At 67.8% G+C, this 26,130-nt stretch carries 25 protein-coding genes; 5 read left to right on the forward strand and 20 right to left on the reverse strand.

Features of this window, described 5'->3' with window-relative positions:
* Nucleotides 1-90: 90 nt before the first annotated feature.
* From HNR01_RS07740 to HNR01_RS07755, 4 genes are all read right to left on the reverse strand, one after another.
* Nucleotides 91-1,776 (reverse strand): cation acetate symporter, encoded by a 1,686-nt coding sequence (locus tag HNR01_RS07740; RefSeq protein WP_183667282.1) that lies wholly within the window; start codon nt 1,774-1,776, stop codon nt 91-93.
* Nucleotides 1,773-2,153, reverse strand: a complete 381-nt coding sequence (locus HNR01_RS07745; protein WP_017485835.1) for a DUF485 domain-containing protein — start codon at nt 2,151-2,153, stop codon at nt 1,773-1,775. Before HNR01_RS07745 ends, HNR01_RS07740 begins: the two co-directional genes overlap by 4 nt.
* Nucleotides 2,154-2,486: 333 nt before the next feature.
* Nucleotides 2,487-4,436, reverse strand: a complete 1,950-nt coding sequence (gene acs, locus HNR01_RS07750) for an acetate--CoA ligase (protein WP_183667283.1) — start codon at nt 4,434-4,436, stop codon at nt 2,487-2,489.
* A gap of 271 nt (nt 4,437-4,707) precedes the next feature.
* Entirely contained in the window at nt 4,708-7,242 is a 2,535-nt protein-coding gene (locus HNR01_RS07755; RefSeq protein ID WP_183667343.1) for an ATP-binding protein, read from the reverse strand.
* 240 nt (nt 7,243-7,482) lie between these two features.
* Here HNR01_RS07755 and HNR01_RS07760 point away from each other — a divergent pair, with 240 nt between their 5' ends.
* Complete coding sequence (locus HNR01_RS07760) at nt 7,483-7,956, forward strand: phasin (protein ID WP_017485832.1); 474 nt, start codon at nt 7,483-7,485, stop codon at nt 7,954-7,956.
* 191 nt (nt 7,957-8,147) lie between these two features.
* On the forward strand, nt 8,148-8,465 hold the full coding sequence (locus HNR01_RS07765; protein WP_026105724.1) for a hypothetical protein: 318 nt from the start codon (nt 8,148-8,150) through the stop codon (nt 8,463-8,465).
* A gap of 123 nt (nt 8,466-8,588) precedes the next feature.
* Here the strand turns inward: HNR01_RS07765 and HNR01_RS07770 are convergent, their stop codons facing one another.
* The 10 genes from HNR01_RS07770 to hisB form a co-directional block, all read right to left on the reverse strand.
* A complete protein-coding gene (locus HNR01_RS07770; protein ID WP_017485830.1) occupies nt 8,589-9,263 on the reverse strand; it encodes a L,D-transpeptidase in 675 nt (224 codons plus the stop codon).
* A gap of 836 nt (nt 9,264-10,099) precedes the next feature.
* A complete protein-coding gene (locus tag HNR01_RS07775) occupies nt 10,100-10,621 on the reverse strand; it encodes a response regulator (RefSeq protein WP_183667284.1) in 522 nt (173 codons plus the stop codon).
* A 233-nt stretch (nt 10,622-10,854) separates the two neighbouring features.
* A complete protein-coding gene (locus HNR01_RS07780; protein ID WP_017485828.1) occupies nt 10,855-11,988 on the reverse strand; it encodes a transglycosylase SLT domain-containing protein in 1,134 nt (377 codons plus the stop codon).
* A 546-nt stretch (nt 11,989-12,534) separates the two neighbouring features.
* A complete protein-coding gene (gene coaA / locus HNR01_RS07785; protein ID WP_017485827.1) occupies nt 12,535-13,548 on the reverse strand; it encodes a type I pantothenate kinase in 1,014 nt (337 codons plus the stop codon).
* Nucleotides 13,545-13,868, reverse strand: a complete 324-nt coding sequence (locus tag HNR01_RS07790; RefSeq protein WP_183667285.1) for a phosphoribosyl-ATP diphosphatase — start codon at nt 13,866-13,868, stop codon at nt 13,545-13,547. The genes coaA and HNR01_RS07790 overlap by 4 nt, the downstream gene beginning before the upstream one ends.
* A 120-nt stretch (nt 13,869-13,988) precedes the next feature.
* On the reverse strand, nt 13,989-14,765 hold the full coding sequence (gene hisF / locus HNR01_RS07795; protein WP_017485825.1) for an imidazole glycerol phosphate synthase subunit HisF: 777 nt from the start codon (nt 14,763-14,765) through the stop codon (nt 13,989-13,991).
* 47 nt (nt 14,766-14,812) lie between these two features.
* Nucleotides 14,813-15,556, reverse strand: a complete 744-nt coding sequence (gene hisA, locus HNR01_RS07800; RefSeq protein ID WP_017485824.1) for a 1-(5-phosphoribosyl)-5-[(5-phosphoribosylamino)methylideneamino]imidazole-4-carboxamide isomerase — start codon at nt 15,554-15,556, stop codon at nt 14,813-14,815.
* A 42-nt stretch (nt 15,557-15,598) separates the two neighbouring features.
* Nucleotides 15,599-16,261: an imidazole glycerol phosphate synthase subunit HisH gene (hisH, locus tag HNR01_RS07805; RefSeq protein ID WP_183667286.1), complete on the reverse strand. Its 663-nt coding sequence runs from the start codon at nt 16,259-16,261 to the stop codon at nt 15,599-15,601.
* Nucleotides 16,258-16,761: a DUF2628 domain-containing protein gene (locus tag HNR01_RS07810; protein WP_183667287.1), complete on the reverse strand. Its 504-nt coding sequence runs from the start codon at nt 16,759-16,761 to the stop codon at nt 16,258-16,260. The genes hisH and HNR01_RS07810 overlap by 4 nt, the downstream gene beginning before the upstream one ends.
* Nucleotides 16,762-16,783: 22 nt before the next feature.
* Complete coding sequence (gene hisB, locus HNR01_RS07815) at nt 16,784-17,371, reverse strand: imidazoleglycerol-phosphate dehydratase HisB (protein WP_183667288.1); 588 nt, start codon at nt 17,369-17,371, stop codon at nt 16,784-16,786.
* A 188-nt stretch (nt 17,372-17,559) separates the two neighbouring features.
* On the opposite strand from hisB, the gene HNR01_RS07820 reads away from it, so the two are divergent.
* The gene (locus tag HNR01_RS07820) at nt 17,560-18,465 is read left to right on the forward strand and encodes a metallophosphoesterase (RefSeq protein ID WP_183667289.1); all 906 of its coding nucleotides are present in this window, start codon (nt 17,560-17,562) and stop codon (nt 18,463-18,465) included.
* A gap of 35 nt (nt 18,466-18,500) precedes the next feature.
* Complete coding sequence (locus tag HNR01_RS07825; protein ID WP_096485487.1) at nt 18,501-18,764, forward strand: YARHG domain-containing protein; 264 nt, start codon at nt 18,501-18,503, stop codon at nt 18,762-18,764.
* A gap of 101 nt (nt 18,765-18,865) precedes the next feature.
* On the opposite strand, the gene HNR01_RS07830 is transcribed toward HNR01_RS07825, so the two are convergent.
* From HNR01_RS07830 to petA, 4 genes are all read right to left on the reverse strand, one after another.
* On the reverse strand, nt 18,866-19,741 hold the full coding sequence (locus HNR01_RS07830) for an S-methyl-5'-thioadenosine phosphorylase (RefSeq protein WP_183667290.1): 876 nt from the start codon (nt 19,739-19,741) through the stop codon (nt 18,866-18,868).
* A gap of 205 nt (nt 19,742-19,946) precedes the next feature.
* The gene (locus HNR01_RS07835) at nt 19,947-20,840 is read right to left on the reverse strand and encodes a cytochrome c1 (RefSeq protein ID WP_153874061.1); all 894 of its coding nucleotides are present in this window, start codon (nt 20,838-20,840) and stop codon (nt 19,947-19,949) included.
* A gap of 22 nt (nt 20,841-20,862) precedes the next feature.
* Complete coding sequence (locus tag HNR01_RS07840) at nt 20,863-22,155, reverse strand: cytochrome b (RefSeq protein ID WP_153874062.1); 1,293 nt, start codon at nt 22,153-22,155, stop codon at nt 20,863-20,865.
* Between the two features lie 37 nt (nt 22,156-22,192).
* Entirely contained in the window at nt 22,193-22,741 is a 549-nt protein-coding gene (gene petA, locus HNR01_RS07845) for a ubiquinol-cytochrome c reductase iron-sulfur subunit (protein ID WP_017485815.1), read from the reverse strand.
* A gap of 416 nt (nt 22,742-23,157) precedes the next feature.
* On the opposite strand from petA, the gene HNR01_RS07850 reads away from it, so the two are divergent.
* Nucleotides 23,158-24,438, forward strand: coding sequence for an O-acetylhomoserine aminocarboxypropyltransferase (locus HNR01_RS07850; RefSeq protein ID WP_017485814.1), 1,281 nt, complete (start codon nt 23,158-23,160; stop codon nt 24,436-24,438).
* Between the two features lie 4 nt (nt 24,439-24,442).
* On the opposite strand, the gene HNR01_RS07855 is transcribed toward HNR01_RS07850, so the two are convergent.
* Both HNR01_RS07855 and HNR01_RS07860 read right to left on the reverse strand, forming a co-directional pair.
* Nucleotides 24,443-25,300, reverse strand: coding sequence for a methionyl-tRNA formyltransferase (locus tag HNR01_RS07855; RefSeq protein ID WP_183667344.1), 858 nt, complete (start codon nt 25,298-25,300; stop codon nt 24,443-24,445).
* Nucleotides 25,300-26,067 carry an SDR family NAD(P)-dependent oxidoreductase gene (locus tag HNR01_RS07860; RefSeq protein WP_183667291.1) on the reverse strand — a complete coding sequence of 256 codons (768 nt, stop codon included), beginning with the start codon at nt 26,065-26,067 and terminating at the stop codon, nt 25,300-25,302. The genes HNR01_RS07855 and HNR01_RS07860 overlap by 1 nt, the downstream gene beginning before the upstream one ends.
* Nucleotides 26,068-26,130: the final 63 nt, after the last annotated feature.

The following is a 26,130-nucleotide window of genomic DNA, read 5'->3' on the forward strand; positions in this document are numbered from 1 at the left end:
GGGCTCCTGTAACGGGCCAAGGTCTGGCGGACGAGAAAAAGGGCGCAGCCTCGTCGGCTGCGCCCTCCAGGATCGGCTCGTATACGAGGCTCAGTGCGCGTGCGCGCCCGAGGCTCCGATGCCGGTCTCCGAGCGCACGAATTGAGCGTCGAAGGCGGCACGCTCGCGGGCGGCCCGATGGGTCCGGTCCATCTTCGAGACGGCCCAGATCGTCAGGAAGGCCAGCGGCATCGAGAAGAGGGCCGGGTTCGCGTAGGGGAACAGGGCCGCCGGATGACCGAAGGTCTTCACCCACACCGCATCCGACAGCACCACCATGACCACCGCCGCCACGAGCCCGACGAGGCCGCCGATGAGCGCACCCCAGGTCGTGGTGCCGCGCCAAAGGATCGACATGGCCAGAACGGGGAAGTTGCAGCTCGCCGCCACGGAGAAAGCGAGGCCGACCATGAAGGCGACGTTCTGGTTCTCGAATACGTAGCCGAGATAGATCGCCACGATGCCGATGCCGACGGCGGAAGCCTTGGAGAGGTTCACCTCCGCCCGCTCCGTGGTCCGCCCGCGGGCGAAAACCTGCGCGTAGAGGTCGTGGCTGATCGCCGAGGCGCCGGCGAGCGTCAGGCCCGCCACCACCGCGAGGATTGTCGCGAAGGCCACCGCCGAGATGAAGCCGAGGAAGTACGGCCCGCCCACCGCGTTGGCGAGGTTCACGGCGACCATGTTGGTGCCGCCGATCATGTCCTTGATCTTGTTGTAGGTCGTGCCGTCCGCGCCGAGCTTGAAGTAGCTCGGGTCGGACATCAGCAGGGCGATTCCGCCGAAGCCGATGATGAAGGTGAGGATGTAGAAGTAGCCGATCAGGCCGGTGGCGTAGAACACCGACTTCCGCGCGGCCTGGGCGTCCGACACCGTGAAGAAGCGCATCAGGATGTGCGGCAGACCGGCGGTGCCGAACATCAGGCCGACGCCGAGAGAGAGCGAGTCGATCGGATTGGAAACGAGTCCGCCCGGCGCCATGATGGCCTCGCCGTTCGGGTGCGTCTGCACGGCGCTGGCGAACAGCTTCTCCGGGCTGAAGCCGTACTTGTAGAGCACGGCGCCGGCCATGAAGGTCGCGCCGCCCAGAAGCAGGCAGGCCTTGATGACCTGAACCCAGGTCGTCGCCTTCATGCCGCCGAAGGCCACGTAGATGATCATCAGCGCGCCGACGATCACCACCGCGTAGAGGTAGGGCAGGCCGAACAGGAGCTGGATCAGCTTTCCGGCGCCGACCATCTGCGCGATCAGGTAGAACGCCACCACGACGAGGGTGCCGGTGGCCGAGATGATGCGGATGGCGGTCTGGTCGAGTCGGAAGCTCGCCACGTCAGCGAAGGTGAACTTGCCGAGGTTCCGCAGCCGCTCGGCGATCAGGAACAGCACGATCGGCCAGCCGACGAGGAATCCCGTCGAGTAGATCAGGCCGTCGAAGCCCGAGGAATAAACCAGTCCCGAGATGCCGAGGAAGGACGCCGCCGACATGTAGTCGCCGGCGATCGCCAGGGAGTTGGTGCGGGCCGAGATGCCGCCGCCCGCGGCATAGAAGTCGGCCGCCGACTTCGAACCCTTCGCCGCCCGGTAGGTGATGCCGAGGGTGAACAGGACGAAGAACAGGAACATGAAGATGGCGGGCCAGTTCGTGGCCTGCTGCTGCACGGCACCGAGATCGGGGCCGGCGGCAAAGCTCGGGGTTACGCCGATCAGTGCGGCGCCGAGGAAGGGGGCGATACGGATCACTTGGCAAGGCTCCGGACGAGCTCGGCCGAGAGGCGGTCGTAGCGGGTGTTGGCGCGCGCGACGTAGATGCCCGTCAGCAGGAAGGCGAAGACGATCACGAACATGCCCATGTAGAAGCCGAGCGAAGCGGTTCCGCCGACCTTGGTGGCGAGCAGCGCCTTGTCGAAGGCGATGAGGCCGATGAAACCGAAATACACGAACAGCATCAGGCCGGTGAGGATCCAGCTGAAGCGCGTGCGCTCGTGAACCAGGGTCTTGAAGATCGGGTGTTCGGCGATGCGGTCGAGCCGGTGATCGGGCTCGGGCATGTCGAGCGCGCCGTTCGATGTGCGGGCATCCGCTGTCGCGAACGGCCGCGCCGTCTGTCTGGTGCTCATGACTCTCCTCCCGCCCGATCAGCCCGGCACGCGGCAGGCCGTCGGCTTTGTTCGTCTTGGTGGTGATCGCGACGGGGGTCTCGTCGTCCCGCTTCCTTGCGGAGCCCGCCCGGCCCCCTCGTTCCGGCCCGGGCACTTCTGAACCGTCACCGCGCCCGATGCAACGGCGAAGACGCTAAGTCTCTGCCCGATCTCGCCTTCTTTCGCCCTTGGCGGGAATGACGATCGCGTGAGCGGTCGTATCCGGCCGGAGCCCATACCGGTGCCACCTGCCGGGAGGATCACAAAACGTCGAAGATCGCCCTGCCGCGCTCACGCGGCAGGGCGACCGGCTCAGGCCGAGCGGTTCTGCCGGTTCTCGATCAGATCTTCGACGACGGCCGGCTCCGCCAGCGTCGAGGTGTCGCCGAGCGAGCCGAAATCGTCCTCGGCGATCTTGCGCAGGATGCGGCGCATGATCTTGCCCGACCGGGTCTTGGGCAGGCCGGGGGCGAACTGGATCAGGTCGGGCGACGCGATCGGACCGATATCCTTGCGCACCCAGGTGACGAGCTCCTTGCGAAGCTCGTCCGAGCCTTCCTCGCCCTCGTTGAGGGTGACGTAGGCATAGATACCCTGACCCTTCACGTTGTGCGGATAGCCGACAACGGCCGCTTCCGAGACCTTCGGATGCGCAACGAGCGAGGACTCGACCTCGGCCGTACCCATGCGGTGGCCGGAGACGTTGATGACGTCGTCGACGCGTCCGGTGATCCAGTAGTAGCCGTCCGCGTCACGGCGTGCGCCGTCCCCGGTGAAGTAGAGATTCTTGTAGGTCGAGAAGTAGGTCTGCTCGAAGCGTTCGTGATCGCCGTAGACGGTGCGCATCTGGCCGGGCCAGCTGTCCTTGATGCACAGGTTGCCCTCGCAAGGACCATCGAGCTCCTTGCCCTCGGCATCGACCATCACCGGCTGCACGCCGAAGAAGGGCCGGGTCGCCGAGCCGGGCTTGAGTTTGGTCGCACCGGGAAGCGGCGTGATGAGGATGCCGCCGGTCTCGGTCTGCCACCACGTATCGACGATGGAGCAGCGGGAATCGCCGACGACGCGATAGTACCAGTCCCACGCCTCCGGGTTGATCGGCTCGCCGACCGAACCCAGCACCCGGAGGGAGGCGCGGGAGGTCTTCTTCACCGGTCCTTCGCCGCCGCCCATGAGCGAGCGGATCGCGGTCGGTGCGGTGTAGAAGATGTTGACCTTGTGCTTGTCGATGACTTCCCAGAAGCGGGAGTTCGACGGATAGGTCGGGATGCCCTCGAACATCAGCGTGGTCGCGCCGTTGGCGAGCGGGCCGTAGACGATGTAGCTGTGGCCGGTGACCCAGCCGACATCCGCCGTGCACCAGTAGATGTCGCCGTCGTGATAATCGAAGACGTATTGGTGGGTCATCGAGGCGTAGACGAGGTAGCCGCCGGTGGTGTGCACCACGCCCTTCGGCTGGCCGGTCGAGCCCGAGGTGTAGAGGATGAAGAGCGGGTGCTCGGCATCGACCGCCTCGGCCGGGCACTCGTCCGTCACCTGTTCGGCGGCCTCGTGATAGTAGACGTCGCGGCCCGGCTCCATCGCCACGTTGCCGCCGGTGCGCTTCACCACGATGACGTGGTCCACGAGGTCCTGGTCGAGGCGCTTGATCGCCTCGTCGACATTGGCCTTGAGCGGCACCTTGCGTCCGCCGCGCAGGCCCTCGTCGGCGGTGATGACGAGCTTCGAGCCGCAGCCCTTGATCCGGCTCGCGAGCGAGTCCGGCGAGAAGCCGCCGAAGACGATGGCGTGGATGGCCCCCAGCCGCGCGCAGGCCAGCATGGCGTAGGCGGCCTCGGGGATCATCGGCAGGTAGAGCGTGACGCGGTCACCCTTGCCGACGCCGCGATTGCGCAGCACGTTGGCCATCCGGCACACTTCCGCGTTCAGTTGCCGGTAGGTGATATGCTGCGACTCGTTGGGGTCGTCGCCCTCCCAGATGATCGCGGTCTGGTCGCCTCGGGTCTCGAGATGGCGGTCGATGCAGTTGAGCGCGACGTTGGTCTTGCCGTCCTCGAACCATTTGATCGAGACGTTGCCCGGCGCGAAGCTGGTGTTCTTGACCTTGCTGAAGGGTGTCGACCAATCGATTCGCTTGCCGTGTTCGGCCCAGAACGTCTCAGGGTCGGAGACGGAGGCCGCGTACATTTCTTTGTACTTGGCGTCGTCGATCAGCGCCCGTTCCTTCCAGGCATCCTGAACGTCGATGACCTTCTCGCTCATAAGGTTTCTTCCCTGCCGGTGCCCGATCGTATCGCGAAGGTCCGCGCAGCCGGGGCTTCCTAAAAACTCATAAGCGCAGTCGAAGACACCCGGCAAGCACCAAAAAGTCGAGCTCTGAAATTCGTCGCAAGCACGCGCAGCTGTAATTTATTGGAGGCGCCGCACAGTCCACCCGCTTGCGGCGGCAAGACAGCGAAAGGCCTGCCACTTCATAAGAATTGGCATCGGGGCGGGCGATCTAACGCGCCTGAATCGGCTGCCTGCGGCGGGATCAGGCGGCCGGAAACAGCATCTCGATGAGAGTGCCCTCATCCTTGCGGCTGGAGATGCGGAAACGGCCGCGATTGGCCTCGACGAGCGCCTTGGTCAGCGTCAGCCCGAAGCCCGGCTCCTCCCCTTCTGCCTCGGGACCGACATCGGCCCGGAACGGTTCGAGAGCACCCGTGAGCTCGTCCTCGGTCATGCCGGTACCGGTGTCGCGCACCCGCAGGGCGAGCTCTCCGCGTTCGGCGAGCGTCGTCGAGATGATCACCTGTCCGCCGGCCTCGGTCACGCGGATGGCGTTCCCGAGCACGGTCAGCATCGCCTGGCGGATCGAGCGCTCGTCCGCCCTCATGATCGGCAGATCGGGAGCGAGGCTGGTCCGCAGGACGATGCGATCGCGCGCCGCCTTCGCCTGCTGCGCGGCGATGCAGGAGGAGACCAGATCGTTCAGGGCGAGATCGGCGAAGGTGAGCTTGCCGCGGCCCGCCTGGATATCGGCGAGATCGCGCAGATCGTCGATCAGACTGGCGATCCGCCCTCCGGAGAGACGCACCTCGCGCAGATAGGCTTCCAGACGCTCCGCATCCGCCCGGTCGAACCGATCGGACAGCATCATGTCGGTGAGGCTGAGGATCGCATTGAGCGAGGGCCGAATTTCCCGGCTGACCCGAGCGAGTGCGTTGGCCTTCCAGGCGGCCTCTGCCGCCGGCTCCTGTCGGCGCGCGGGCTCACGCGCGGCCGGGACTGGAGGCACCGGGTCCTCGTCGCGAATCTCGCGCAGGCTAGCGCAATATCCCGGCGCGTCCTCCCCCAACAGCCGGGCAATGCGAAGGCGCAGAGCCGCCGCTCCGCTCCGCGGCGCCACCTCGTAGATCTCGCTCGCACCCGAGCGGCGGGAGGCGGTCACCGCCGTCTCAAGGGCCGGCGCGCTTTCGGGGGCGAACAGGTCGGCGAATCGTCCCCCTACGACCTCTTTGGGGTGCGCGTGGACGAGTTCGGCCGCGCTCGGGTTCAAGCCGACGACCCGACCCTCGGCATCGAGGGTGACCACGCCCTCCTCAAGGCTGTCCAGCACCTTCTCGGCCCGCAACCGGGCGTCATTGGGCGGAACGGCGGGAGGCTGGCCAGCACTTGCGGCAGCCGCCGCGCGGACGAGGCAGATCTCGGCCGGCGCCCCATCCCAGACGAGGCCGGACCGATCGACGAGGAGCGCGACCGTACTCCCGTCGGGTCGGGCGAAGGGAACCGGTCCCACGATCTCGCGGTCCCTCGGCGGCAGGCCGCGGAAGAGGTGCGAGAGACCTGCCTGGCGCAGGGCTGGCAGCTCCGGATAGCCGGTAAGGTCGAGGAAGGCGCGGCTGGCGAACAGCAGCTCGCTTCCGCGATAGACCAAGACCCCCAGCGGCAGGCTCTCGAGCAGTTCCGCCAGGGCCGCGCGGGCTCGGAGCTCGTTCTCCGCGAGCCGCGCCGGCGGCGTCGGGAACGGCATCACCGAGCTTCCCGCCGGGGCATCCGGCCGCGCCGGCGTCGGCGTCTCGTCCGAGGCGGCCTCGTCGGGGGCGAACCGGAGCCCGAGGATGCGCGCGACCTCGCGGAAGGCGGCGTGTTCGTTCACCGACAGGCTGGAATCTGCTTCCGGTTCACGGACGGGCTCCGCCTCCTGCGGATGATCCAGTGCCGGTGTCTCGGCCCCGATCGGACGCGGATGGCGTTCGCCGAGGATCGCGAAGCCGGAAAAGCCGGAGAAGGTATCCGTGGCACGGCCTGCGGGAGCGCCCGAGACTTCGAGGGCATGCTCGTAGGCGCGCCCGCGCACGACGAGCGGGAGTGTGCGGAAGGTCCTGCGGGCCGAGAGCGCCTCGATCAGTGCCGTGCCGTCGATCGCTCCGTCGGCGGCGAGCCCCGACCAAGAACCGCCGACCAAGGCCTCGGAAAGATCGGGATGGGTGCGCGAAACATGGGTCAGCACCCCCGCGGCGTCGCTGCGCCAGATCAGGCGGGCCGGCCACTCGGCCGTCTCGGTCGCAGCGGGCTCCGGCTCCGAGGCGGGCGTGTCGGCGGAGGCCTCGGGCGTCGCCACGGCAGAAACCGTGACCTCGGGCGGCACATCGATCTTGGCCGGCGCGGGTTCAAACGGCCGCAGAGCCGGAAGAGTCCCGATCGGCGCGAGGAGAAGAACGGAATGCCCCGGCTCGAGCTCGGCCGTGGCAGCCAGCACGACGACCGGAGGCGCGACGCCGCGCGGATCGAATCGCAGGCGGACCATCCTGGGCCGCGTATCGAGAGAACCCGCGCGGTCGATCTGCGCGGAGAGACGCAGAGCGGGCAAGACCACGCCCTGCGCGTCGGCGATGCCGGCCCGCAACGCCATCGCCGCACCGTCGGCGTGAAGAATTCGCACCGCGGCTCGATCGAGCACCAGTAGCGGGGCACTTTCGCGAACGAGATGCGCGATCGACGCGTCGCAGCGCCACCGCGCCACCGCGGCGCGAACACCCGAGTCGTCTCCGGGAGAAAGATCCTGCGCCGCGCGGTCCGCCATCCGAACCCTGGTCATACGCCCCTTCACAGCCCTGCCGACGGTCGATCGGGGCATGAACACACAGCTCCGTGTAACTTAACTGCCGCCAGACGTGGACACTGAAACCTGCCGACACACGTTTATCAACTGGTAACCTTAATCGCCCCTCGCGGGGTGGAAAAAGTGTCACCCTTGCGCTATTTTGCGTTGCACATTGTGCGCCGCACAACGAGCGTCCAATGCGAGACAGAGGAGACAAGCATGAACACCCCGAATTACGAGATCCCCACCGAGATGCGCGACTTCGCCGAGAAGAGCGTCGAGCAGGCTCGCAAGGCGTTCGACTCCTTCATCGGTGCCGCCCGCCGGACGGCGGACACGGTTCAGGGTTCGACGGACCTCGCCCGCAGCAACGCCACCAGCATTTCGACCCGCGGCTTCGAGTACGCCGAGCAGAACGTCAACGCCGCGTTCGACCTCGCTCAGAAGCTCGTGCGCGCCCGTGACGTGCAGGAGGCGATGCAGCACCAGGCGGAATTCGTTCGCGCGCAATTCGCGGCGATTCAGGCTCAGGCCAAGGAGTTCGGCGGTCTCGCCCAGAGCGCCTTTCAGCAGAGCGCCGAGAACGCCAAGAGCGCGATGCAGCAGGGTGCGGCCGAGGCCCGGCAGGCCTACGAGCAGGGCGTCGAGACCGCTCGCGAGAACGCCAACGACGCGCAGAAGGCGACGTCCTGACACGATCGGGCATTGCCGCCCGGCCTTCTTCCGATATCGACGGCCCGCTCCCGACGGAGTGGGCCGTTCCTGCATTCAGCGCCATTTCGGCCGTGCGCCGTCCGCTTCGCCTCTTTTCCGCCGCCCGGGCAAAGCAAGGCTCCCCGCCTTGCCGGCTATGAGCGGGCGGCCCACAGGAGGTTCTGCACACGATGCGTTCCGTTCGCACCCTCGGCCTTGCAGCCCTGATCGCCCTCGCGGCCGGAAGCCTCGCGCCCGCACACGCGCAGTACTACGACGAGGGCTACGATGCGCCGCCCCCGCGCGCCCGCGCGCATCGGGAGTGGGGCGGCCCGCCGCGCCGGGCCATGGGCCTGAATTGCGATGCCGTGCAATCCGGCATCAGCGGGCTCCAGCCGTTCTCCTGCCCCCTGCCGGGCCCCCGCCCCCTCGGCGCCCGCTGCTTCTGCGACATGCCGGTCTCCTTCTTGAACGGCCCGCGGACGGCCGTCGGCCGCGTTGCGCCGTAGCGATCCGACCCGAGCGGTCGGATCCGGAACGGAGGGGTGCCGGCAAGGCGATGAAACGCGACCGGAGCCACGGCGGAAATTCCCGCCGAAGCTCCCGTCGTCTGCCTCGTCTGATCGAGAGGGTCAGTTGACCACGACCGTGGCGCCAACCTTCACGCGGGAATAGAGGTCGGTCACGTCCTCGTTGGTCATCCGGATGCAGCCCGAGGAGACCGCCTGACCGATGGTATCGGGCTCGTTGGAGCCGTGGATCCGGTACTCCGACCGACCGATATACATCGCACGGGCACCGAGCGGGTTCTCGATACCGCCGGCCATGTATCGCGGCAGATCGGGACGACGCGCCAGCATGGCGGCCGGAGGCGTCCAGCTCGGCCATTCGCGCTTGGCCGTGATCTTGTTCACGCCGCTCCACGTGAAGCCGGGGCGACCGACGCCGACGCCGTAACGGACCGCCTGCCCGCCCGGAAGCACGTAGTAGAGCCGCCGCTCGGCGGTCGACACCACGATGGTTCCCGGGGCGTAACGAGAATTGTAGGACACGATCTCGCGCGGGATTCGAGCGACCTGAGCCTGAGCGGCCTCGGCCTCACCGTAGCCCTGCTCGTAGCCGCGGGCGCTGGACCCGCGCCGCGTGGCGTAGGGATCGTAGACCGGCCAGCCGCCCGGCGACGACTGCTCCTGATAATAATCGTCCCCGTCGGACCCGAACGGATCGTAGGGGGCGGCGCTGGCGACGTTGGTCGCGAGTACACAGACGCCGACAACGCCGGCGAGAACAGATGCCAAGGTCTTCATCGCAGGTGCCTACCTGTGCAGTAATCTTTGCTGTTACAAGCGTGACTGTGCTTGCTCGGTTCCCTGCTGTTTACGGATTTTCCACGACTCGGCCGTGCGGGGGCTCACATGAGCTTGACCGTTCGGCCGCGGTTACTCCCGGATTGCCCCCTCGCGGGCGGCTGACGACCTTGTTGGGCCTTTCCGGGGGTCGAGCTGCTCTATCGGCCTCAGCTCTGGAGCAGTCTTCGGCCGACATCTGTCGGGATCCGCCGATTCGCGGCACCTCGAAAGAAGAGGCAAGGCACCCATCGGAAATCGAAAGAGCTCATCGGCTCGTATCGCCCATCGCCCGAGTCATACTTCCTTGCCTCGGATCGCCTCGACTGACGATCGGAGCCTAAGCGCCTCGACCAGCAGCCCATGCTGAAAGGTTGATGGGTCGAATCCTCTGCACCCTGAAAGGAGCGCGATGTTCCGCGCCATCGATGCGACCTGATGGCAGGGGGCAATCGAGAGCGTGACGAGCGCTATTGCGGAGGATCTGAACCATGCGCGCGGGCCGACCTGGACAGAGCGCGGCGTGCTGAAGCGAGAGGTCGGAAAGGTCTCGATCCCTCACGCTCGTGCCGACGAGCCCACCGTCGCCGATCACCCGCCTCCAAGCCGCTTTCGAACAAGTCGGGCACGGACGAGCCCTGATGGTGCGAAGAACGACAACGACCTTCGGGAGCAGAGCGAACGGGCGCTCTTCGATGCCGGCACGGCTATCCCGGACCTGATCGGGACAGCTCTGTTCGTCCTGACCTTGCGCCTTCGGCGTGAGCCGCTCCCGGTCCAGGGATCGCTCGACGCGATCAGCTCACGGGGGGCGACGGATCACGGGTGGCACGCTCGGCCTCGACCAGCACGTCGAGGGCGCGCCACGGTTTCGGGATGAACACCGCCCCCTCCGGCAACGCGACGCCAGGCTCCGGCTCGACGCCGGATGTCACCACCAACCGGGTCCGCGGCCAGAGTGTCGCGATGGCGCGGGCGAGCTGAAGTCCGTCCATGGCGCCGGCGAGCCGGATATCGGCGAAAACGAGAGCGACCTCTCCGCCCCGCTCGCGCAGGACGTTCAAGGCGTGCTCGGCGCTGTCGCAGCCGATCACCCGCATTTCGGTCTCTTCCAAGACGCTCTCGGCCAACTCGCGGGTGTCGCGCTCATCCTCGACCACCAGCGCGATACGGGCATCCGGACGCTCGGCTTCCGCGGACCGGGAGCGTTCGGCATGATCCACGCGCCGAACCAGGGCGGCCAGATGATCGGGAATGCCCTCGGCCACGAGATTGTCGTAGCAGGAGGCCAGGGCCTGCCCGATCTGATCGAGCTTCATCCCGGGCAGGAGAGGATCATCGACGAACCCTCGATGCGATCGGTCTCGAAACGAGTCGTTCAAGGCGAAACGATCCTCTCTCGCGCATCCGGGCGGCAGAGAGCCTTTCACGGAACGCGAAGGCCCGAGGCGCCGCACAGCACAACAAAGCGGGCGGGGGCCGCTCAGTTGCGTCGAAGGGAGATTTTCACCGATGCAGGGCTGCCGCGCGGCGGAGGGCCGCGGCCTCGACCCTACTGCGCCGCCTCGGCATCTGCGAGGGTCACGAGTCCGGCCACGCTGCGCACATCCCGATAGCGGTCGCCGCGGGTGCTCATCATCGCCTCGAATTTCTGGTGCACCTGGGCGACCGAGAGGCTGGCGGGCTTGCGATGCCGGCCCCGGCCGGTGGTGCCGCCGAAGAAGATCGAGCGGTTGGCCCGGGCCGGGCCCGGCAACAGGGTCGCCGCCGCGGCGGTCGGCTTGTCGACCACCTGGGACAGGAAGTTCTCGGCGTCGTCCGGCCCGAGGAAGTGAGCGAGGTAGACCTCGCCGAGGGACAGTTCGCGGCCGATCTTCAGGGCGATACGCGCGGCGTCGCGCTTCAGCATTTCGCCGGCCATGACGGCCGAGAGGTAAGGATCGCGGCGCAGGTCGAGGATACGGCTGCGCTCGGCTTGATCCTGGATCGACGGCCGGTCGTTGGCATCCGGCACGACCGAAGCGGCCTCCTTCTCGTACCCGTATTTGGGTCCGAAATCGCGGATCACGCCGAGCCAGGTGCGCTCGATGAACTGGAACAGGCCGGTGGCCGACGATGTCTTGGCCTGAACGGCGGTGATGAAGCTCGATTCCTTGTCGGCGACGGCCATGAGCAGGACCGGATCGGTCTGAACCGCCTGGGCCGCCTTCACGATCGTCTGCACGAGGTGGCGGCGGATCTTCATGGGACCGAACTCGAGGATGTCGTTCGGATCGCCGGTCGAGGTCTGGGAGAGCAGGAAGTCGTAGGAGACGCGGTCGACGGTGTTGGTGCCGAGTTCCGTGTCGAGGTCGCCGACGGGGTGGAAGCTCGCGGACGCCGCCAGCACCGACGGGACCGGGCTCTCGGGCGCCAGCGCCTGGAGCCGCGGCTTCGGCATGGCCAGGTCGGACACCTTGGTCGAGGCCTCGGCCCGGCCGAGATCGGTGCCGGCATTGAGCAGAACCGCGCTCAAGCCCCCGGCCAGAAGGGTCATCGAGAGGATGGACCGCACCAGCGCCGTGCGGCTGCCGTGATCGCGGGCCGTCCGATGATTGAGAGTGATGACGTCGGAGGACGGGGTAGGACGCCCGCTCTTGCGCGGCATCGAGGTGGTACGCGGAGATCCGATCGTACGGCCCTGCATCGTTGTCGTCGCTCACTCTTCGTGATGGCGCCAGCGGCGTATGGGCAACACTTACGCCCCGAGGATGTGGCGCAAACACGGCCGAGGTTGTGGCATCCCCAGGGCAAGCGGGGGCAATTTGCGGGCAAGCTGAGCCGTTTGGCGGATTGTCCCCAGTGTTTTCCACGGGGAGCCGCGATCCACGTCCGCCCACCGTCCTTGGCGACCTGGCCATGCTGCGCATCGGCCGGCGTCGGATTGTCGACGCATGAAGAATCGAAGACCGCTGGCGCTGTGACGAGCGTCGCCCTTCGCTTCGGTCTACCGCGATCTTTTCTCCGAGAGACGGCCGCCGCGTTCGAAGCCTTGGGCAAGGCGATCCGCCGAGAGTCTGACAGTGGAGGCCTTGCGCGTGGCGCGGGAGCCAGATCTCACGTACCCGAAGCGAGCCATCGAAGAGCTCGCGGTCGAGACCGTCATCCGTGACCGCGATCCTGATTTCGGGAAGCAGCCGACCCATCGGCCGTTAGACGGTTGGCAGCCGCGCGGCGCTCGCTTGCTTGTCGCTCACAACCGCCGGAGCGCCACGCTCTCGATGCGGTGGCTCGGCCCCTTGGCCAGAATCAGGCTCGCCCGCTGGCGGGTCGGCAGGATGTTGTCGCGCAGGTTCGGCAGGTTGATCGTGGTCCAGAGGCGGTCGGCGATCTCCAGCGCCTCGCTCTCGGCGACCTCGGCATATTTGCGGAAGTAGGAGAGCGGATCGCGGAAGGCGGTCTGGCGCAGGCGCAGGAAGCGATTGACGTACCAGCGGTGCAGATCGTCCTCGTGCCCGTCGAGATAGATCGAGAAGTCAAAGAAGTCGGAGACGAAGGGGATCGCGGTGCCGTCCCGCGGCAGGCGGGCCGGCTGGAGGACGTTGAGGCCCTCGACGATCAGGATATCGGGCGATTCGATCACCTGCTCCTCACCGGGCACCACGTCGTAGACGAGGTGGGAATAGACCGGTGCCGACACCCGCTTGTGGCCGGCCTTGATGTCGGCGAGGAAGCGCAGCAGGGCGGCGCTGTCGTAGCTCTCGGGGAACCCCTTCCGCTCCATCGCGCCCATGCGATGCAGTTCGGCGTTGGGATGGAGGAAGCCGTCGGTCGTGATGAGATCGACCTTGGGGGTGTTGGGCCAGCGGGCGAGCAGGGCCTTCAGCACCCGCGCCGTCGTCGATTTGCCGACCGCGACCGAGCCGGCGAGCCCGATGATGTAGGGCACCTTGGCTTCGTGCTCGGCGAGCAGGAAGCGCTGGGTCGCCTTGAACAGCCCCTGCGTCGCCGCGACGTAGAGCGAGAGCAGGCGCGAGAGCGGCAGGTAGATCGCCACGACCTCCTCGATGGAGATCGGATCATTGAGACTCTGCAGCCGGCCGATATCCTCGGCCGTCAGCGTCAGCGGGGTGTCCGCGCGAAGCTGGGCCCACTCCTCGCGCGAAAAGATCCGGTAGGGCGAGAGGCGGCTCGGCCCCTGGCCGGTCACCGGATTCTGGCGCTCTTCCGGTTCGATCCCGGCCGACGGGATCGGGGCGCCGATCATGTATGCCTCCGCGCCGCCTTCTCGGCGAGCCCGCTCTGCGCCGTGCGCCGGCCCAGCTCCGACATCACGTCGTTGAGCGGCACGCCGGCCGCCTTCAGCGTCACGACGAGGTGGTAGAGGACGTCCGCCGCCTCCGACACGAGCGCCTTGCGGTCGCCCTGCACGGCGGCGATGGCGGCCTCGACCGCCTCCTCGCCGAGCTTCTTGGCAGCTTTGGCCGGACCCTCGGAGAGGAGCTTTGCCGTATAGGACGTCTCGGGAGGCGTGCCGGCGCGGCTGTCCACGAGGGCGGCGAGATCGTCGAGGCTGAACTTGGTCATCAGATGCGCAAACGGAAACCCGTACATGCGGCATCGCATGATCGGATACCGGCGCTTCGGACCCTGCGCAGGCTCTGCCCCCCGGTCAAGGGGCGCGAACACCCGCCCACCGCTTACCCGTTACGGATCGAGCCGCATCGCAAGTCCGGCGGCGGCCATGTGGCTCTTGGCCTCGCCAACGGTGTGGTGGCCGAAATGGAAGATCGAGGCGGCCAGCACGGCGCTCGCGCCGCCGTCGCGCACGCCCGCCACGAGGTCGTCGAGGCCGCCGACACCGCCGGAGGCGATGACCGGCACCTTCACCGCGTCCGCGATGGCGCGGGTGAGCGCAAGGTCGTAGCCGGAGCGGGTGCCGTCCTTGTCCATGGAGGTGACGAGCAGTTCGCCCGCGCCGCGGTCGGACACCTTGCGGGCGAACTCCACCGCGTCGATGCCGGTCGGATTGCGCCCGCCATGGGTGAAGATCTCCCAGCGCTCGGCCTCGCCGGGCACGGAGACGCGCTTGGCGTCGATCGCCACGACGATGCACTGGTCGCCGAACTTCTCCGCCGCCTCGGCGACGAAGTCGGGGTTCTTCACGGCCGCCGTGTTGATGCCGACCTTGTCGGCACCCGCGAGCAGCAGCGTGCGGACGTCGGAGACGGTGCGCACCCCGCCACCCACGGTCAAGGGCATGAAGCAGGCCTCGGCCGTGCGGCTCACCACGTCGAGCAGGGTACCCCGGTCTTCATGGCTCGCGGTGATGTCGAGGAAGCAGAGCTCGTCGGCGCCGGCCGCGTCGTAGGCCTTGGCCGACTCGACGGGATCGCCGGCGTCGCGCAGTTCGAGGAACTGCACGCCCTTCACGACGCGCCCGTCCTTCACGTCGAGGCAGGGGATGATGCGGGTCTTGAGCACGCTCAGAGGCCTTCAGGCTGACAGGACCGGCGGTCGCCGCTTGGCGATCATGCGGCGCTTCCCTTGGCGCGGGCGATCGCGGCCAGCGCCTCCTTCGGATCGATGCGCCCGTCGTAGAGGGCGCGCCCGGTGATGGCGCCGGCGAGCACGGCGCAATCGGGTTCCAGCAGGCGCTCGACATCCGCCATCGAGGCGAGGCCGCCCGAGGCGATGACGGGGATTTTGACGGCCGAGGCCAGGGCCAGCGTCATCTCGATGTTGAGGCCCTTCAGGATGCCGTCGCGGGCGATGTCGGTGTAGATGATGGCGGCGACGCCCGCATCCTCGAAGCGGCGCCCGAGCTCCTCCGCCGTCATGCTGGAGGTCTGCGCCCAGCCCTCGACCGCGACGCGCCCGTCCTTGGCGTCGATGCCGACGGCGATCCGGCCGGGATGGCGGCGGGCCGCCTCGTGCACGAAGGCGGGGTCGCGCACCGCCGCGGTGCCGATGATGACCCGGCTCACGCCCTTCTCCAGCCAGCCTTCGAGGGTGCGCATCTCGCGTACGCCGCCGCCGAGCTGCACCGGCAGCTTGATCCGAGCCAGGATCGCGTCGACGGCGGCGGCGTTGCGCGGTGCGCCGGCGAAGGCTCCGTCGAGATCCACCACGTGGAGCCAGGAGAAGCCCTGCATCTCGAAGGCTTCGGCCTGTGCCGCGGGATCGTCGTTGAAAACCTTGGCCTGGGCCATGTCGCCCTGAACGAGGCGGACGCAGCGCCCTTCCTTGAGGTCGATGGCCGGATACAGGATCACGCGTGGACTCGCCGGAAACGATGTGTCGGAAAGCGGGCGCCCTCAGGGGCGCCAGCGCAGGAAGTTGCCGAGAAGCGCGAGGCCGAGGCGCTGGCTCTTCTCGGGGTGGAACTGAGTGCCGGCGATGTTGTCGCGCGCGACCATCGCCGTGACCGGACCGCCGTACTCGGCATGGGCGACCACGTCCGCCGGCTCGGCGGCGCGCAGCGCGAAGCTGTGAACGAAATACGCGTGGAGCCCGCCCTCCCCGATCTCGATGTCGCGCAGCAGCGCGTGCTCGCGGTCGAGATGCAGGGTGTTCCAGCCCATATGCGGGATCTTGAGAGCCGGGTCGGCCGGCTCGAGCGGGGCCACGTCGCCGGGGATCCAGTTCAGCCCCGCCGTCTCCTCGTATTCGAGGCCGCGGCTCGCCATCAGCTGCATGCCGACGCAGATGCCGAGGAACGGTTTGCCCCGTGTCTTCACCGCCTCGGTCATGGCCTCGACCATGCCGGGCACCGCGTCGAGGCCGCGGCGGCAATCGGCGTAGGCGCCGACGCCGGGCAGCACCACGCGGTCGGCTCCGGTGACGGCCTCCGGCACGTCCGTGACGAGAATGCGGGTGTCGTCGAGCCCGGCCTCGCGGGCCGCGCGCTCGAAGGCCTTGGCCGCCGAGTGAAGGTTGCCCGAACCGTAATCGATGATCGCGACGGTCTGTTCGCTCACCGTCCACCCTCGCTCGCGGGAAAAAGGCCGATCACGGCGTCGTCGCCGCGCCGATGGGTCGGGCGCGCCACGGCCGTCATATCGGCCCCCGTCGCGATGCCCCCCGGGATCGTGTCCGCATCGAGCCAGCGGGCGGCGGCCTTCAACTCGGCCTCCTCCTGCGAGCCCGCCATCACCGCGTCCCGCGCAGGCTTGCCGCGGCGGCCATAGGTCCAGCGGCGCAGGCTCGAGGCCTCCATGCCGATCAGCAGGCTCGCCAGCCCCGTGGCCACCAGTGCCGCGAAGGGTGAGAGGCCGAGCGCGCGGCCGGCGAACGCGAGCAAGACGAGCCCGGCCAGCACGAGGAGCGACGCCAGCCAGAGGCGGTGACGCACGAACCACAGGACCGTGAAGGCGAAGGCTCCCCATGAGAAGCCGTCGCGCACGAGGTGCGCCTGCTCCAGCGCGCGGGGATCTCCGCGAACCGAGCCCTCGGGAACGTGCAGCGTGTAGGTCCGCATCCTCGCTCCTCCTCAAACGGTCTCAGAGCGATCCCTTGGTCGAGGGAACGCGGCCCTCCTCGCGCGGGTCGATGGCGACCGCCTTCCGCAAGGTCCGGGCCAAACCCTTGAACACGCTCTCGGCGATGTGGTGCGCATTCTCGCCGTAAAGCGTCTCGACGTGCAGCGTAATTCCGGCATTCATCGCGAAAGCCTGAAAGAACTCCCGCACCAGTTCCGTGTCGAACTGGCCGATCTTCTCCACACGAAAGCTCGTACGGAAAACCAGGAACGGCCGACCCGAAATATCGATCGCGACGCGGCTCAGCGTCTCGTCCATCGGCAGGTGGATGTCAGCGTAGCGGGCGATGCCGCGCTTGTCGCCGAGCGCCTTCGCCACCGCCTGTCCGAGCGCGATGCCGGTATCCTCGGCGGTGTGGTGCTGATCGACGTGAAGGTCGCCTTCGACCTTGATCGTCACGTCGAACAGACCGTGCCGGGCAAACAGCTCCAGCATGTGGTCGAGAAAGCCGATCCCGGTCGAGATCTCGGCCTTGCCGGTGCCGTCGAGATCGATCGAAACGGAAACGTCGGTCTCCGCCGTGCGGCGGCTGATGCTGGCTGTACGCATCGCGTGCTGGTTGTCTGATCCTGGAACGGTCGCGGGCCTCGATGACCGGCCGCGCCCGCCTTGTAGTGTGGAATGCCCCATCGGGGGAAGGGTTTTGGCGCTCGCCCCCCATGAACCGACGCGCCCGTCATCCGGCGGTCATGCGGCGGGGCCAGCCTTCCGCGCTCGTTGGGCCGAGAGGAGCCGCCATGCTGTCCCGCCGTTCCGTCCTCGCCGCCAGCGCCGCGCTCATCGCCGGCAAGGCCAGTGCTGCCGACCGCCGGTTGCGCTTCGGCGTGATCGCGGACCCCCAATATGCCGAGGCGCCGCCGAACCCGGCCCTCGGCCGGTACTACGCCAACAGTCTCGACAAATTGCGGGCCGCGGTCGCCACCCTGAACCGGGAAGACCTGAGCTTCGTCGTAACGCTCGGCGACATCATCGACCGCGACGTGGCAAGCTACGACAGGATCCTGCCGATCTACCGGTCGCTTCGCCACGAAACCCGTTTCGTGCTCGGCAATCACGATTTCGACGTGGCGCCCGACCACCGTGGCCGGGTGACGAGCCTGCTCGGGCTGGACGCCGCGTACTACGATTTCGCGGCCGGCGGGACGCGATTCATGGTGCTGGACGGCAGCGACGTGTCGCTTTTCGGACCTCCGCCGAACGATCCGCGCCGGACGCTGGCCGCGGAGCGATTGAAGCGGGCCGAGGCGACCGGCCTCGTCAACGCCAAACCGTGGAACGGCTCGCTGAGCGATGTCCAGTTCGCGTGGCTGGAGCAATGCCTGCAGGCGGCGCGGGCGGCCGGCGAGCGTGTCGTCGTGCTCAACCACTATCCCGTCGCCCCGGACAACCCGCACAATCTCTGGGATGCGGACCGGATCACCACGCTTCTGGGCCGCCAGCCGCACGTGATGGCTTACTTCAACGGCCACAATCATGCGGGCAACTACGCCGAGCGCGACGGAATCCACTACGTCAACTTCCACGGCATGGTAGACACGCCGGACAGCTCGGCCTTCGCCGTCGTCGAGATCGCGGGCGATCGTCTCGAGATCCAGGGGTTCGGCCGCGAGCCGAGCCGTTCGCTGACCCTCAAGCCCGCCTGAGGACGCCCGTGCTCCGGTGGATCGGAGCCCGTTTCATGCGTCGACTGACCGCTGCGCTTCTCCTGTCGATCACGGCCTCGCCCGCTCTGGCGGCCTTCCCGTGCGACGAGCTGTGGGGCGAGCGCAACGCGATCTACAAGGATGCCGGCTACTGCTTCCGCACCGAGCGCGCGATCCGCGCCTTCGGCAATGCCGGCTGCAAGTACGACGAGCTGGCCGACGTGCCGCTCTCCGCACGCCAGCGCGCCGACATCGCCGACATCCAGCGCCAGGAACGCGCCGCCGGCTGCGCCCGCTGAGGCTTTCCGTAGACACCCACCATCACCGCGAGAGCCCCTCTCTCAGGTGGGGAGAGGGGAACGCGTTTTCGACCGCTTCGACGGTCCGTCGAAGAAGCGCGTTAGACGTTCAGCACCCGTCCGGCCACGGCATCGAGTTTCGCCACCAGCTCAGGATCGCGGTGGGCAGGCGCCGTCATGATCGCGCCATCGAGCGCCCGGTGCGAGCCCGCGGGGCACGGCTCGCGCTCCGCCGGGAAGTCGCGGGCGACGCGGGCGACGAGCTGGGCCGCCTTGCCGGCATTGGCCCGGGCCACCGCGACCACGGAGGCCACGTCGACGCTGTCGTGGCTCGGGTGCCAGCAATCGTAATCCGTCACCATGGCGATGGTGGCGTAGGTGATCTCGGCCTCGCGGGCGAGCTTGGCCTCCGGCATGTTGGTCATGCCGATCACGTCGAAATTCGCGGCCTTGTAGTGCTTCGACTCGCTGAGGGTCGAGAATTGCGGCCCTTCCATGCAGACATAGGTGCCGCCCTTATGCACCGAGATGCCCTCGGCTTCCGCAGCGGCGGCAATACGCTTCTGCAGCGCCGGCCCGACCGGGTGGGCGAAGGGTACGTGGGCGACGCAGCCATTGCCGAAGAACGAGGTGGCGCGGCCGAAGGTGCGGTCCACGAACTGATCGACCAGCACGAACAGGCCGGGATGCAGCTCGTTGCGGAACGATCCGCAGGCGGACAGCGAGACGATGTCGGTGACGCCTGCGCGCTTCATCACGTCGATATTGGCGCGGTAGTTGATGCCGGTGGGCGAAAAACGGTGGCCGCGACCGTGGCGGGCCAGGAACACCACCTTGGTCTGACCGATGCGGCCGATGCGCAGCGCGTCGGAGGGTTCGCCCCAGGGCGAGGCGATCGTCTCCTCGCGGACATCCTCCAGGCCGGGAAGGTCGTAGACGCCCGAGCCGCCGATCACGCCGAGAACCGCTGCCGTCATGCAAGTATCCCTTGTGGTATGGCCGAAACTCGCGCAGCCCCCACCGCGCGACTTCCTCGCGGGACCGGGCATAAGGATCGGCAATGACGTTTTGAATGCGCGCGGATCGGCACGTCCGGCGATGAACGACCTTTACCGCAGGCCTCCCTCGACACGCAAACGGGCCCGCGAGGGGCCCGTTCGTCCGTCCGATCCGGTGATCCGGTCAGTAGGTCTTGTGCAGCTCGGGCTGGAGGCCGTGCACCTCGCCGCCGACCTTCTTCCAGATCTGCTTCTTCACGTAATAGAGCAGACCGGCCAGCACGATGAGGAACAGGATCACGCGAAGGCCCAGCGCCTTGCGAGCCATCATGTGCGGCTCGGCCGCCCAAGCCATGAAGGCCGAGACGTCGCGCGAATACTGATCGACGGTCTCCGGCACGACCGGCTCACCCTTGTCGTTCTTCGGATAGGTGATCTGACCGTCGCTGAGCGGGTTCGGCATCGCGATCACGTGGCCGGGATAGTATTTGTTGTAGTAGCCGCTGTCCGGCATCGTGAAGCCCTTCGGAGCCTCCTCGTAGCCGTTCAAGAGCGCGTGGATGTAGTCGACGCCCTGCTCGGAATAGCCGGTGAAGGGCAGCGCATCGAAGACGAAGAGCGGGAAGCCGCGCTCGTAGGTGCGGGCCTTGGCCAGCACCGAGAAGTCCGGCGGCGCCTTGCCGCCGTTGGCGGCAGCGGCGGCCTTGTCGTTCGGGAAGGGCGGCGGGAAGCGGTCGGCCGGACGGGCCGGACGCTCCTTCTCGGCTCCCGAATCGTCGAGCTCCTTGACGCTGTAGGTCTCGGCGAGTGCCTTGACCTGCCCTTCCGTGAAGCCCGGACCGCCCGGCTCCGCGAGGTTACGGAAGGCCACGAGCCGCATGGAGTGGCAGTTGGCGCAGACCTCTTTGTAGACCTGGAAGCCGCGCTGGAGCTGCGCCTGGTCGAAGCGGCCGAACATGCCGGCGAAGCTCCACTTCTCCCGCGGCGGATTGGTGCCGTGTCCGTCTTCGGCCAGCGCCGAGCCGGCACCGAGGGAGGCCGCGAGCAGGGCCGCGGCGGCGAGACGTGCGATGCGCATCGTTGTTCTCTCCCTCTGGCCCTTAGGCGCGCTTGGCCGGTTCGGCCGCGGCACCCGCGGGCAGGCCGGATCCGCTCACCTGCTTGCCCGGACCGGTTACGGTCTCGAGGATCGAGCCCGGCAGACGATCCGGCGTCTCGAACAGGCCGACCAGCGGCATGACGATGAGGAAGTGGGCGAAGTAGTAGACCGTGCAGATCCGCGAGGCGAGCACGTAGCCGCCCTCCGGGGGCTTGGCGCCGAGCCAGCCGAGCAGGATGGCGTTGACGAGGAAGACCCAGAAGAACACCCGGTAGACCGGACGGTAGTTGCAGGAGCGGACCCGCGAGGTGTCGAGCCAGGGCGCGAAGGCCAGGATCAGCACCGCGCCGAACATCAGGATGACGCCGCCGAGCTTATCGGGAACCGCGCGCAGGATCGCGTAGAAAGGCAGGAAGTACCATTCCGGCACGATGTGCGCGGGCGTCACGGACGGGTTGGCGGGGACGTAGTTGTCGGCGTGACCGAGATAGTTCGGCTGGTAGAAGATGAACCAAGCGAACAGGATCATGAACACCACCACCGCGAACACGTCCTTGACCGTCGCGTAGGGGGTGAAGGGCACGGCGTCCTTGCTCGACTTGATCGGGATGCCGGCGGGGTTGTTCTGGCCCGTCACGTGCAGCGCCCAGACGTGCAGGACGACGACGCCGGCAATCATCCAGGGCAGCAGGAAGTGCAGCGAGAAGAAGCGGTTGATGGTCGGATTGCCGACGGAGTAGCCGCCCCAGAGCAGGCTCTGGATCGTGTCGCCGACGACCGGGATCGCCGCCAGGATGTTGGTGATGACGGTGGCGCCCCAGAAGCTCATCTGGCCCCACGGCAGGGTGTAGCCGAGGAAGGCGGTGGCCATCATCAGCAGGTAGATGATGACGCCGAGCAGGTAGAGCACCTCGCGCGGGGCCTTGTAGGACCCGTAATAGAGGTTGCGGAAGATGTGGACGTAGACCGCTACGAAGAACATCGACGCGCCGTTGGCGTGCGCGTAGCGCAGCAGCCAGCCGTAGTTCACGTCGCGCATGATGTGCTCGACGCTCTCGAACGCGTTGCTCGCATTCGGATCGTAGTGCATCGCCAGCCAGACGCCGGTGATGATCTGGATTCCGAGAAACGCGATCAGGATCGCGCCGAAAGTCCAGAAGTAGTTGAGGTTACGCGGAACCGGAAAGGCGACGAAGGACGAGTGCACCAGCCCGACCAGCGGCAGCCGTGACTCGAACCACTTCGCGAGGCGGCTCTTGGGTACGTAGGTCGAGGTCGCGTGTGCGCTGCTCATCGGTTTGCCCGCTCCGGCTTCTCGTGTCCCGTTGTTGTCAGGCGACCGCCTTGCCGCCCTCTTCGCCGATCTTGATCTTCGTGTCGGTCTCGAAGGCGTAGGGCGGGATCGGTAGGTTGGTCGGCGCCGGGCCGCGGCGCACGCGGCCGACGGCGTCGAACTGCGAGCCGTGGCAGGGGCAGGACCAGCCTTCGTAATTACCCGAATGACCGATCGGCACGCAGCCGAGATGGGTGCAGTTGCCGTAGCTCACGAGCCACTGGTCGTGACCCTTCTTCACCCGGGAATCGAAGGTGGCCGGGTCGATCATGTCGGAGAGGGGCACGGCCTTCATGTCCGTGACCTCTTTCTCCGTCAGCTTGCGCACGAAGATCAGCTTGCCGCGCCAGAACACGTTGACGATCTGGCCGTCCTGGATCGGACTGAGATCCACGTCGAGCGGCGCGCCGGCCGCGACGGTCGCGGCGTCGGGCGCCATCGAGGCCACGAAGGGCCACGCCACCGCGCCGGCCCCGACGGCCAATCCCGCGCCCGTGGCGAGGAAGAGGAAATCTCGCTTGGTGCCCTGAGGCCCTTCGTCCGCCAAGGTGCAGCCCTCCCGTCAGCCGTCGCGCCGAGCCTCTCGCAGCGACGCTCACGGCCGGGCTCGGCCATGCGCGCCTTGGAGGCTTTCAAATTCGAAACCCGGCGCTAGGGGAGACACCATCGCGCCGCGGCAATCAATGCGACCGTGGGTCACCGGATTGCCGTTTTATTTCCTGCGCGGCTCTCTGACATGCCAGATGCGAACATGTCCAGACTGCCGCGCTTGATGCATCGCGTGGCGCTTCACGATCCCCGGCCATCGTTACCGCGGAGCACCATGTCCCGAGCGCACGCAGCGGACGGTGGGCCTCTGCGCGACCAGCCGTTTCCGGCTTCCGTGTGGACACACATGCAACTGCCGTGCTTGCACCGCGGAAGAGCACGGGCGTAAACGACGCGCCTTGAGGAGTTTCCGCGATGACCGACCGCCAGCCCGGCTTCAACACCCTCGCGATCCACGCCGGCGCGACCCCCGACCCGGCCACCGGCGCGCGGGCGACGCCGATTTATCAAACGACGAGCTTCGTCTTCGACGACGTGGACCACGCCGCCTCGCTGTTCGGGCTCCAGGCTTTCGGCAACATCTACACCCGCATCACCAACCCGACGAACGCGGTGCTGGAAGAGCGCATCGCGGCGCTCGAAGGCGGCACAGCGGCCCTCGCCGTCGCCTCGGGCCACGCCGCCGAGTTCCTGACGCTGCACGCGCTGATGCAGCCGGGCGACGAGTTCGTGGCGGCGAACAAGCTCTACGGCGGCTCGATCAACCAGTTCAACCACTCCTACAAGAACTTCGGCTGGCAGGTGGTCTGGGCGGATACGGACGATCCGGACTCGTTCGAGCGCGCCATCACCCCGCGCACAAAGGCAATATTTTGCGAGTCGATCGCCAATCCCGGCGGCGTGATCACCGACATCGCCGCCCTCTCGGCCATCGCCAAGCGCCACAACATCCCGCTCATCGTCGATAACACGATGGCGACGCCGTACCTGATCAAGCCGTTCGAGCACGGAGCCGACATCGTCGTGCATTCGGCGACCAAGTTTCTCGGCGGCCACGGCAACTCGATCGGCGGCCTCATCGTCGACGGCGGCACCTTCCAGTGGCAGGGCGACGAGCGCTACCCGATGCTGTCGCAGCCGCGCCCGGAATATGCCGGCATGGTGCTCGCCGAGACCTTCGGCAATTTCGGCTTCGCCATCGCCGTGCGGGTGCTCAGTCTGCGCGATCTCGGGCCGGCGCTGTCACCCTTCAACGCCTTCCTGATCCTCAACGGCATCGAGACCCTGCCGCTGCGGATGCAGCGCCACTCCGACAACGCGTTGAAGGTGGCGAGCTTCCTTAGCGGGCACGAGCTCGTGGAGTGGGTAAGCTATCCGGGCTTGGAGAGCGATCGCTACCACGCCCTGGCGCAGCGCTACACGCCCAAGGGCGCGGGCGCCGTCTTCACCTTCGGCCTCAAGGGCGGTTACGAGGCCGGCGTGAAGCTCGTCTCGAACCTCCAGCTCTTCAGCCACCTCGCCAATATCGGCGATACCCGCTCGCTCGTGATCCATCCCGCTTCGACCACGCACCGACAGCTCACCGACGAGCAGAAGCGGGCGGCCGGCGCCGGTCCGGAGGTGGTGCGCCTGTCGATCGGTATCGAGGATCCGCAGGATCTCATCGACGATCTCGACGCCGCCCTGCGGGCGTAAAGCCTCACGCCTTGTGGGACAGCGTCAGCGCGTCCCGCAAATCCCGCGCGTCGGTGAGGCGCCGCCCCTCCCGGCGCATTCGTGCGAGCAGTGCCCGATCGGGAAAGCCGCGATAGGGCAGCACCGGCACCGACCGGCCGGCCGGGATCACCCCGGCGGAGGCGATCTCGTCGAGCACCCGATCAAGCAGCAGCCGGCCGTGCTCGTGCAGGCGCAAGGCGGCGCGGGTGGCCGTAATGCCTTCGGGCAGTGCGACTGCTTCCTGCGCTAGGATGTCCCCGGCATCGATCGCGGGGGCGAGGCGGTGGATGGTGACGCCGAATTCCTGCTTCCCATCGGCAAGCGCGTGGATCGTCGGCACCGGGCCGCGATGGTGCGGCAGCAGGCTCGGATGCAGGTTGATCCCGCCGAGGCGCGCCCGCTCCAGCGTCGCCGCCGAGAAGATCTGGTCGAAATGGAAGGTGACGATCAGGTCGGGCGCGTGCGCCGCGAAGGCCCGCGCCACCTCCGCGCCGTTGACGTCATCGATGCGCAAGGTCGGGATGCCGAGGCGGCGGCACAGGCCGGCGAGGGGCGTCGCTTCGGGCGTCCCGGCGCTGCCGGCAAGGCGCTGAGTCAGCGGCGCTAGCGGGCGCAGCAGGTCCGGCAGCCCGAAATTGACGCCGAGATAGGGCAGGAAGCCGGGACCGGACCGGGCGAGATGGCGCCGGACCTGCCCGACCAGCCCGCCGTTCGCAGGCCGCTCGGCGTTGGAGAGACCGACAAAGGCGATCGCCTCCGCGTGATCCGCCACGAAGCGCCGCACGGCGCGGGCGTTCGGCAGCGCCTCAAGCGCGAACAGGGCGATCCGCGGCGCGGCCATCATCGCCGCTGCCGGTTGCGGAAGCGGAAGCCGTGCAGGCCGGCGCTGCGGAGCCATTCCGGCACCAGAAGCGCCCCGCGGGCGAGCGCCGCCAGGATCGCCGGAAAGGCGATGACGTCCCGGTCCCGTTCCAACCCGCGGGCGATGCGGCCGGCGGCCTCGTCCGCACTCATCTCGAGCGGGCGCCAGCCCTTGATGACCCCGCCCATCGGCGTCTTCACGTAGCCGGGCGTCACCACGCTGAGGCGCACACCCAGCGGCTTCAGCTTCTGCCGCAGCGCGAGGCCGTGGGCGAGGAGAGCCGCCTTGGCGCCGCTATAGGCCGGCGCGTCGGGCAGGGGCGCGTAGGCCGCGAGCGAAGAGATCAGCGCGATCTGCCCCCGGCCGCGCCCGCTCATCAGGGTCACGCAGGGCAGCATCACGTTCAGCGCGCCAATCAGATTGATGTCCACCGTCTCGAAGGCCGTCGCCTCGGTTTCCAGGCCGCCGGACGGATGCCCTCCGTTCACCGCGGCATTGACGATGACGAGATCGAGCGGCGTCGCCGCGTCGGTCTCACGGATCCAGGTGCCGACCGCCTCGCGCTCGCGCACGTCGAGCAGCCGCGTGCGGACTTCGCCGCCTCGTGCCCGGCAGTCCTGCGCCACGCTCTCAAGCCGCTCCCGATCGCGGCCCGTGAGCAGGAGGCTCGCACCTGCCGCCGCGTAGAAGCGCGCGAGCGCCGCGCCGATGCCGCTCGAGGCGCCGGTGATGAGGATGACGGGCAAGGAGGCGTGTCTTTCCGCAAAGGGCCGGATCTCGGCCGAAGCGGCCTGAACCCGCTTCGAAGG

Origin of the sequence: Methylorubrum rhodesianum (assembly GCF_014199985.1) — a bacterium.
Lineage (GTDB): Bacteria > Pseudomonadota > Alphaproteobacteria > Rhizobiales > Beijerinckiaceae > Methylobacterium > Methylobacterium rhodesianum.

What these genes read in the sequence shown, in the direction of transcription:
- HNR01_RS07745 (WP_017485835.1), bottom strand. Translation starts at nt 2,153, where the DNA reads ATGAGCACCAGACAGACGGCGCGGCCGTTCGCGACAGCGGATGCCCGC.
- acs (WP_183667283.1), bottom strand. Translation starts at nt 4,436, where the DNA reads ATGAGCGAGAAGGTCATCGACGTTCAGGATGCCTGGAAGGAACGGGCG.
- HNR01_RS07755 (WP_183667343.1), bottom strand. Translation starts at nt 7,242, where the DNA reads ATGGCGGACCGCGCGGCGCAGGATCTTTCTCCCGGAGACGACTCGGGT.
- HNR01_RS07760 (WP_017485832.1), top strand. Translation starts at nt 7,483, where the DNA reads ATGAACACCCCGAATTACGAGATCCCCACCGAGATGCGCGACTTCGCC.
- HNR01_RS07765 (WP_026105724.1), top strand. Translation starts at nt 8,148, where the DNA reads ATGCGTTCCGTTCGCACCCTCGGCCTTGCAGCCCTGATCGCCCTCGCG.
- HNR01_RS07770 (WP_017485830.1), bottom strand. Translation starts at nt 9,263, where the DNA reads ATGAAGACCTTGGCATCTGTTCTCGCCGGCGTTGTCGGCGTCTGTGTA.
- HNR01_RS07775 (WP_183667284.1), bottom strand. Translation starts at nt 10,621, where the DNA reads ATGAAGCTCGATCAGATCGGGCAGGCCCTGGCCTCCTGCTACGACAAT.
- HNR01_RS07780 (WP_017485828.1), bottom strand. Translation starts at nt 11,988, where the DNA reads ATGCAGGGCCGTACGATCGGATCTCCGCGTACCACCTCGATGCCGCGC.
- coaA (WP_017485827.1), bottom strand. Translation starts at nt 13,548, where the DNA reads ATGATCGGCGCCCCGATCCCGTCGGCCGGGATCGAACCGGAAGAGCGC.
- HNR01_RS07790 (WP_183667285.1), bottom strand. Translation starts at nt 13,868, where the DNA reads ATGACCAAGTTCAGCCTCGACGATCTCGCCGCCCTCGTGGACAGCCGC.
- HNR01_RS07810 (WP_183667287.1), bottom strand. Translation starts at nt 16,761, where the DNA reads ATGCGGACCTACACGCTGCACGTTCCCGAGGGCTCGGTTCGCGGAGAT.
- hisB (WP_183667288.1), bottom strand. Translation starts at nt 17,371, where the DNA reads ATGCGTACAGCCAGCATCAGCCGCCGCACGGCGGAGACCGACGTTTCC.
- HNR01_RS07820 (WP_183667289.1), top strand. Translation starts at nt 17,560, where the DNA reads ATGCTGTCCCGCCGTTCCGTCCTCGCCGCCAGCGCCGCGCTCATCGCC.
- HNR01_RS07825 (WP_096485487.1), top strand. Translation starts at nt 18,501, where the DNA reads ATGCGTCGACTGACCGCTGCGCTTCTCCTGTCGATCACGGCCTCGCCC.
- HNR01_RS07830 (WP_183667290.1), bottom strand. Translation starts at nt 19,741, where the DNA reads ATGACGGCAGCGGTTCTCGGCGTGATCGGCGGCTCGGGCGTCTACGAC.
- HNR01_RS07835 (WP_153874061.1), bottom strand. Translation starts at nt 20,840, where the DNA reads ATGCGCATCGCACGTCTCGCCGCCGCGGCCCTGCTCGCGGCCTCCCTC.
- HNR01_RS07840 (WP_153874062.1), bottom strand. Translation starts at nt 22,155, where the DNA reads ATGAGCAGCGCACACGCGACCTCGACCTACGTACCCAAGAGCCGCCTC.
- HNR01_RS07850 (WP_017485814.1), top strand. Translation starts at nt 23,158, where the DNA reads ATGACCGACCGCCAGCCCGGCTTCAACACCCTCGCGATCCACGCCGGC.
- HNR01_RS07855 (WP_183667344.1), bottom strand. Translation starts at nt 25,300, where the DNA reads ATGGCCGCGCCGCGGATCGCCCTGTTCGCGCTTGAGGCGCTGCCGAAC.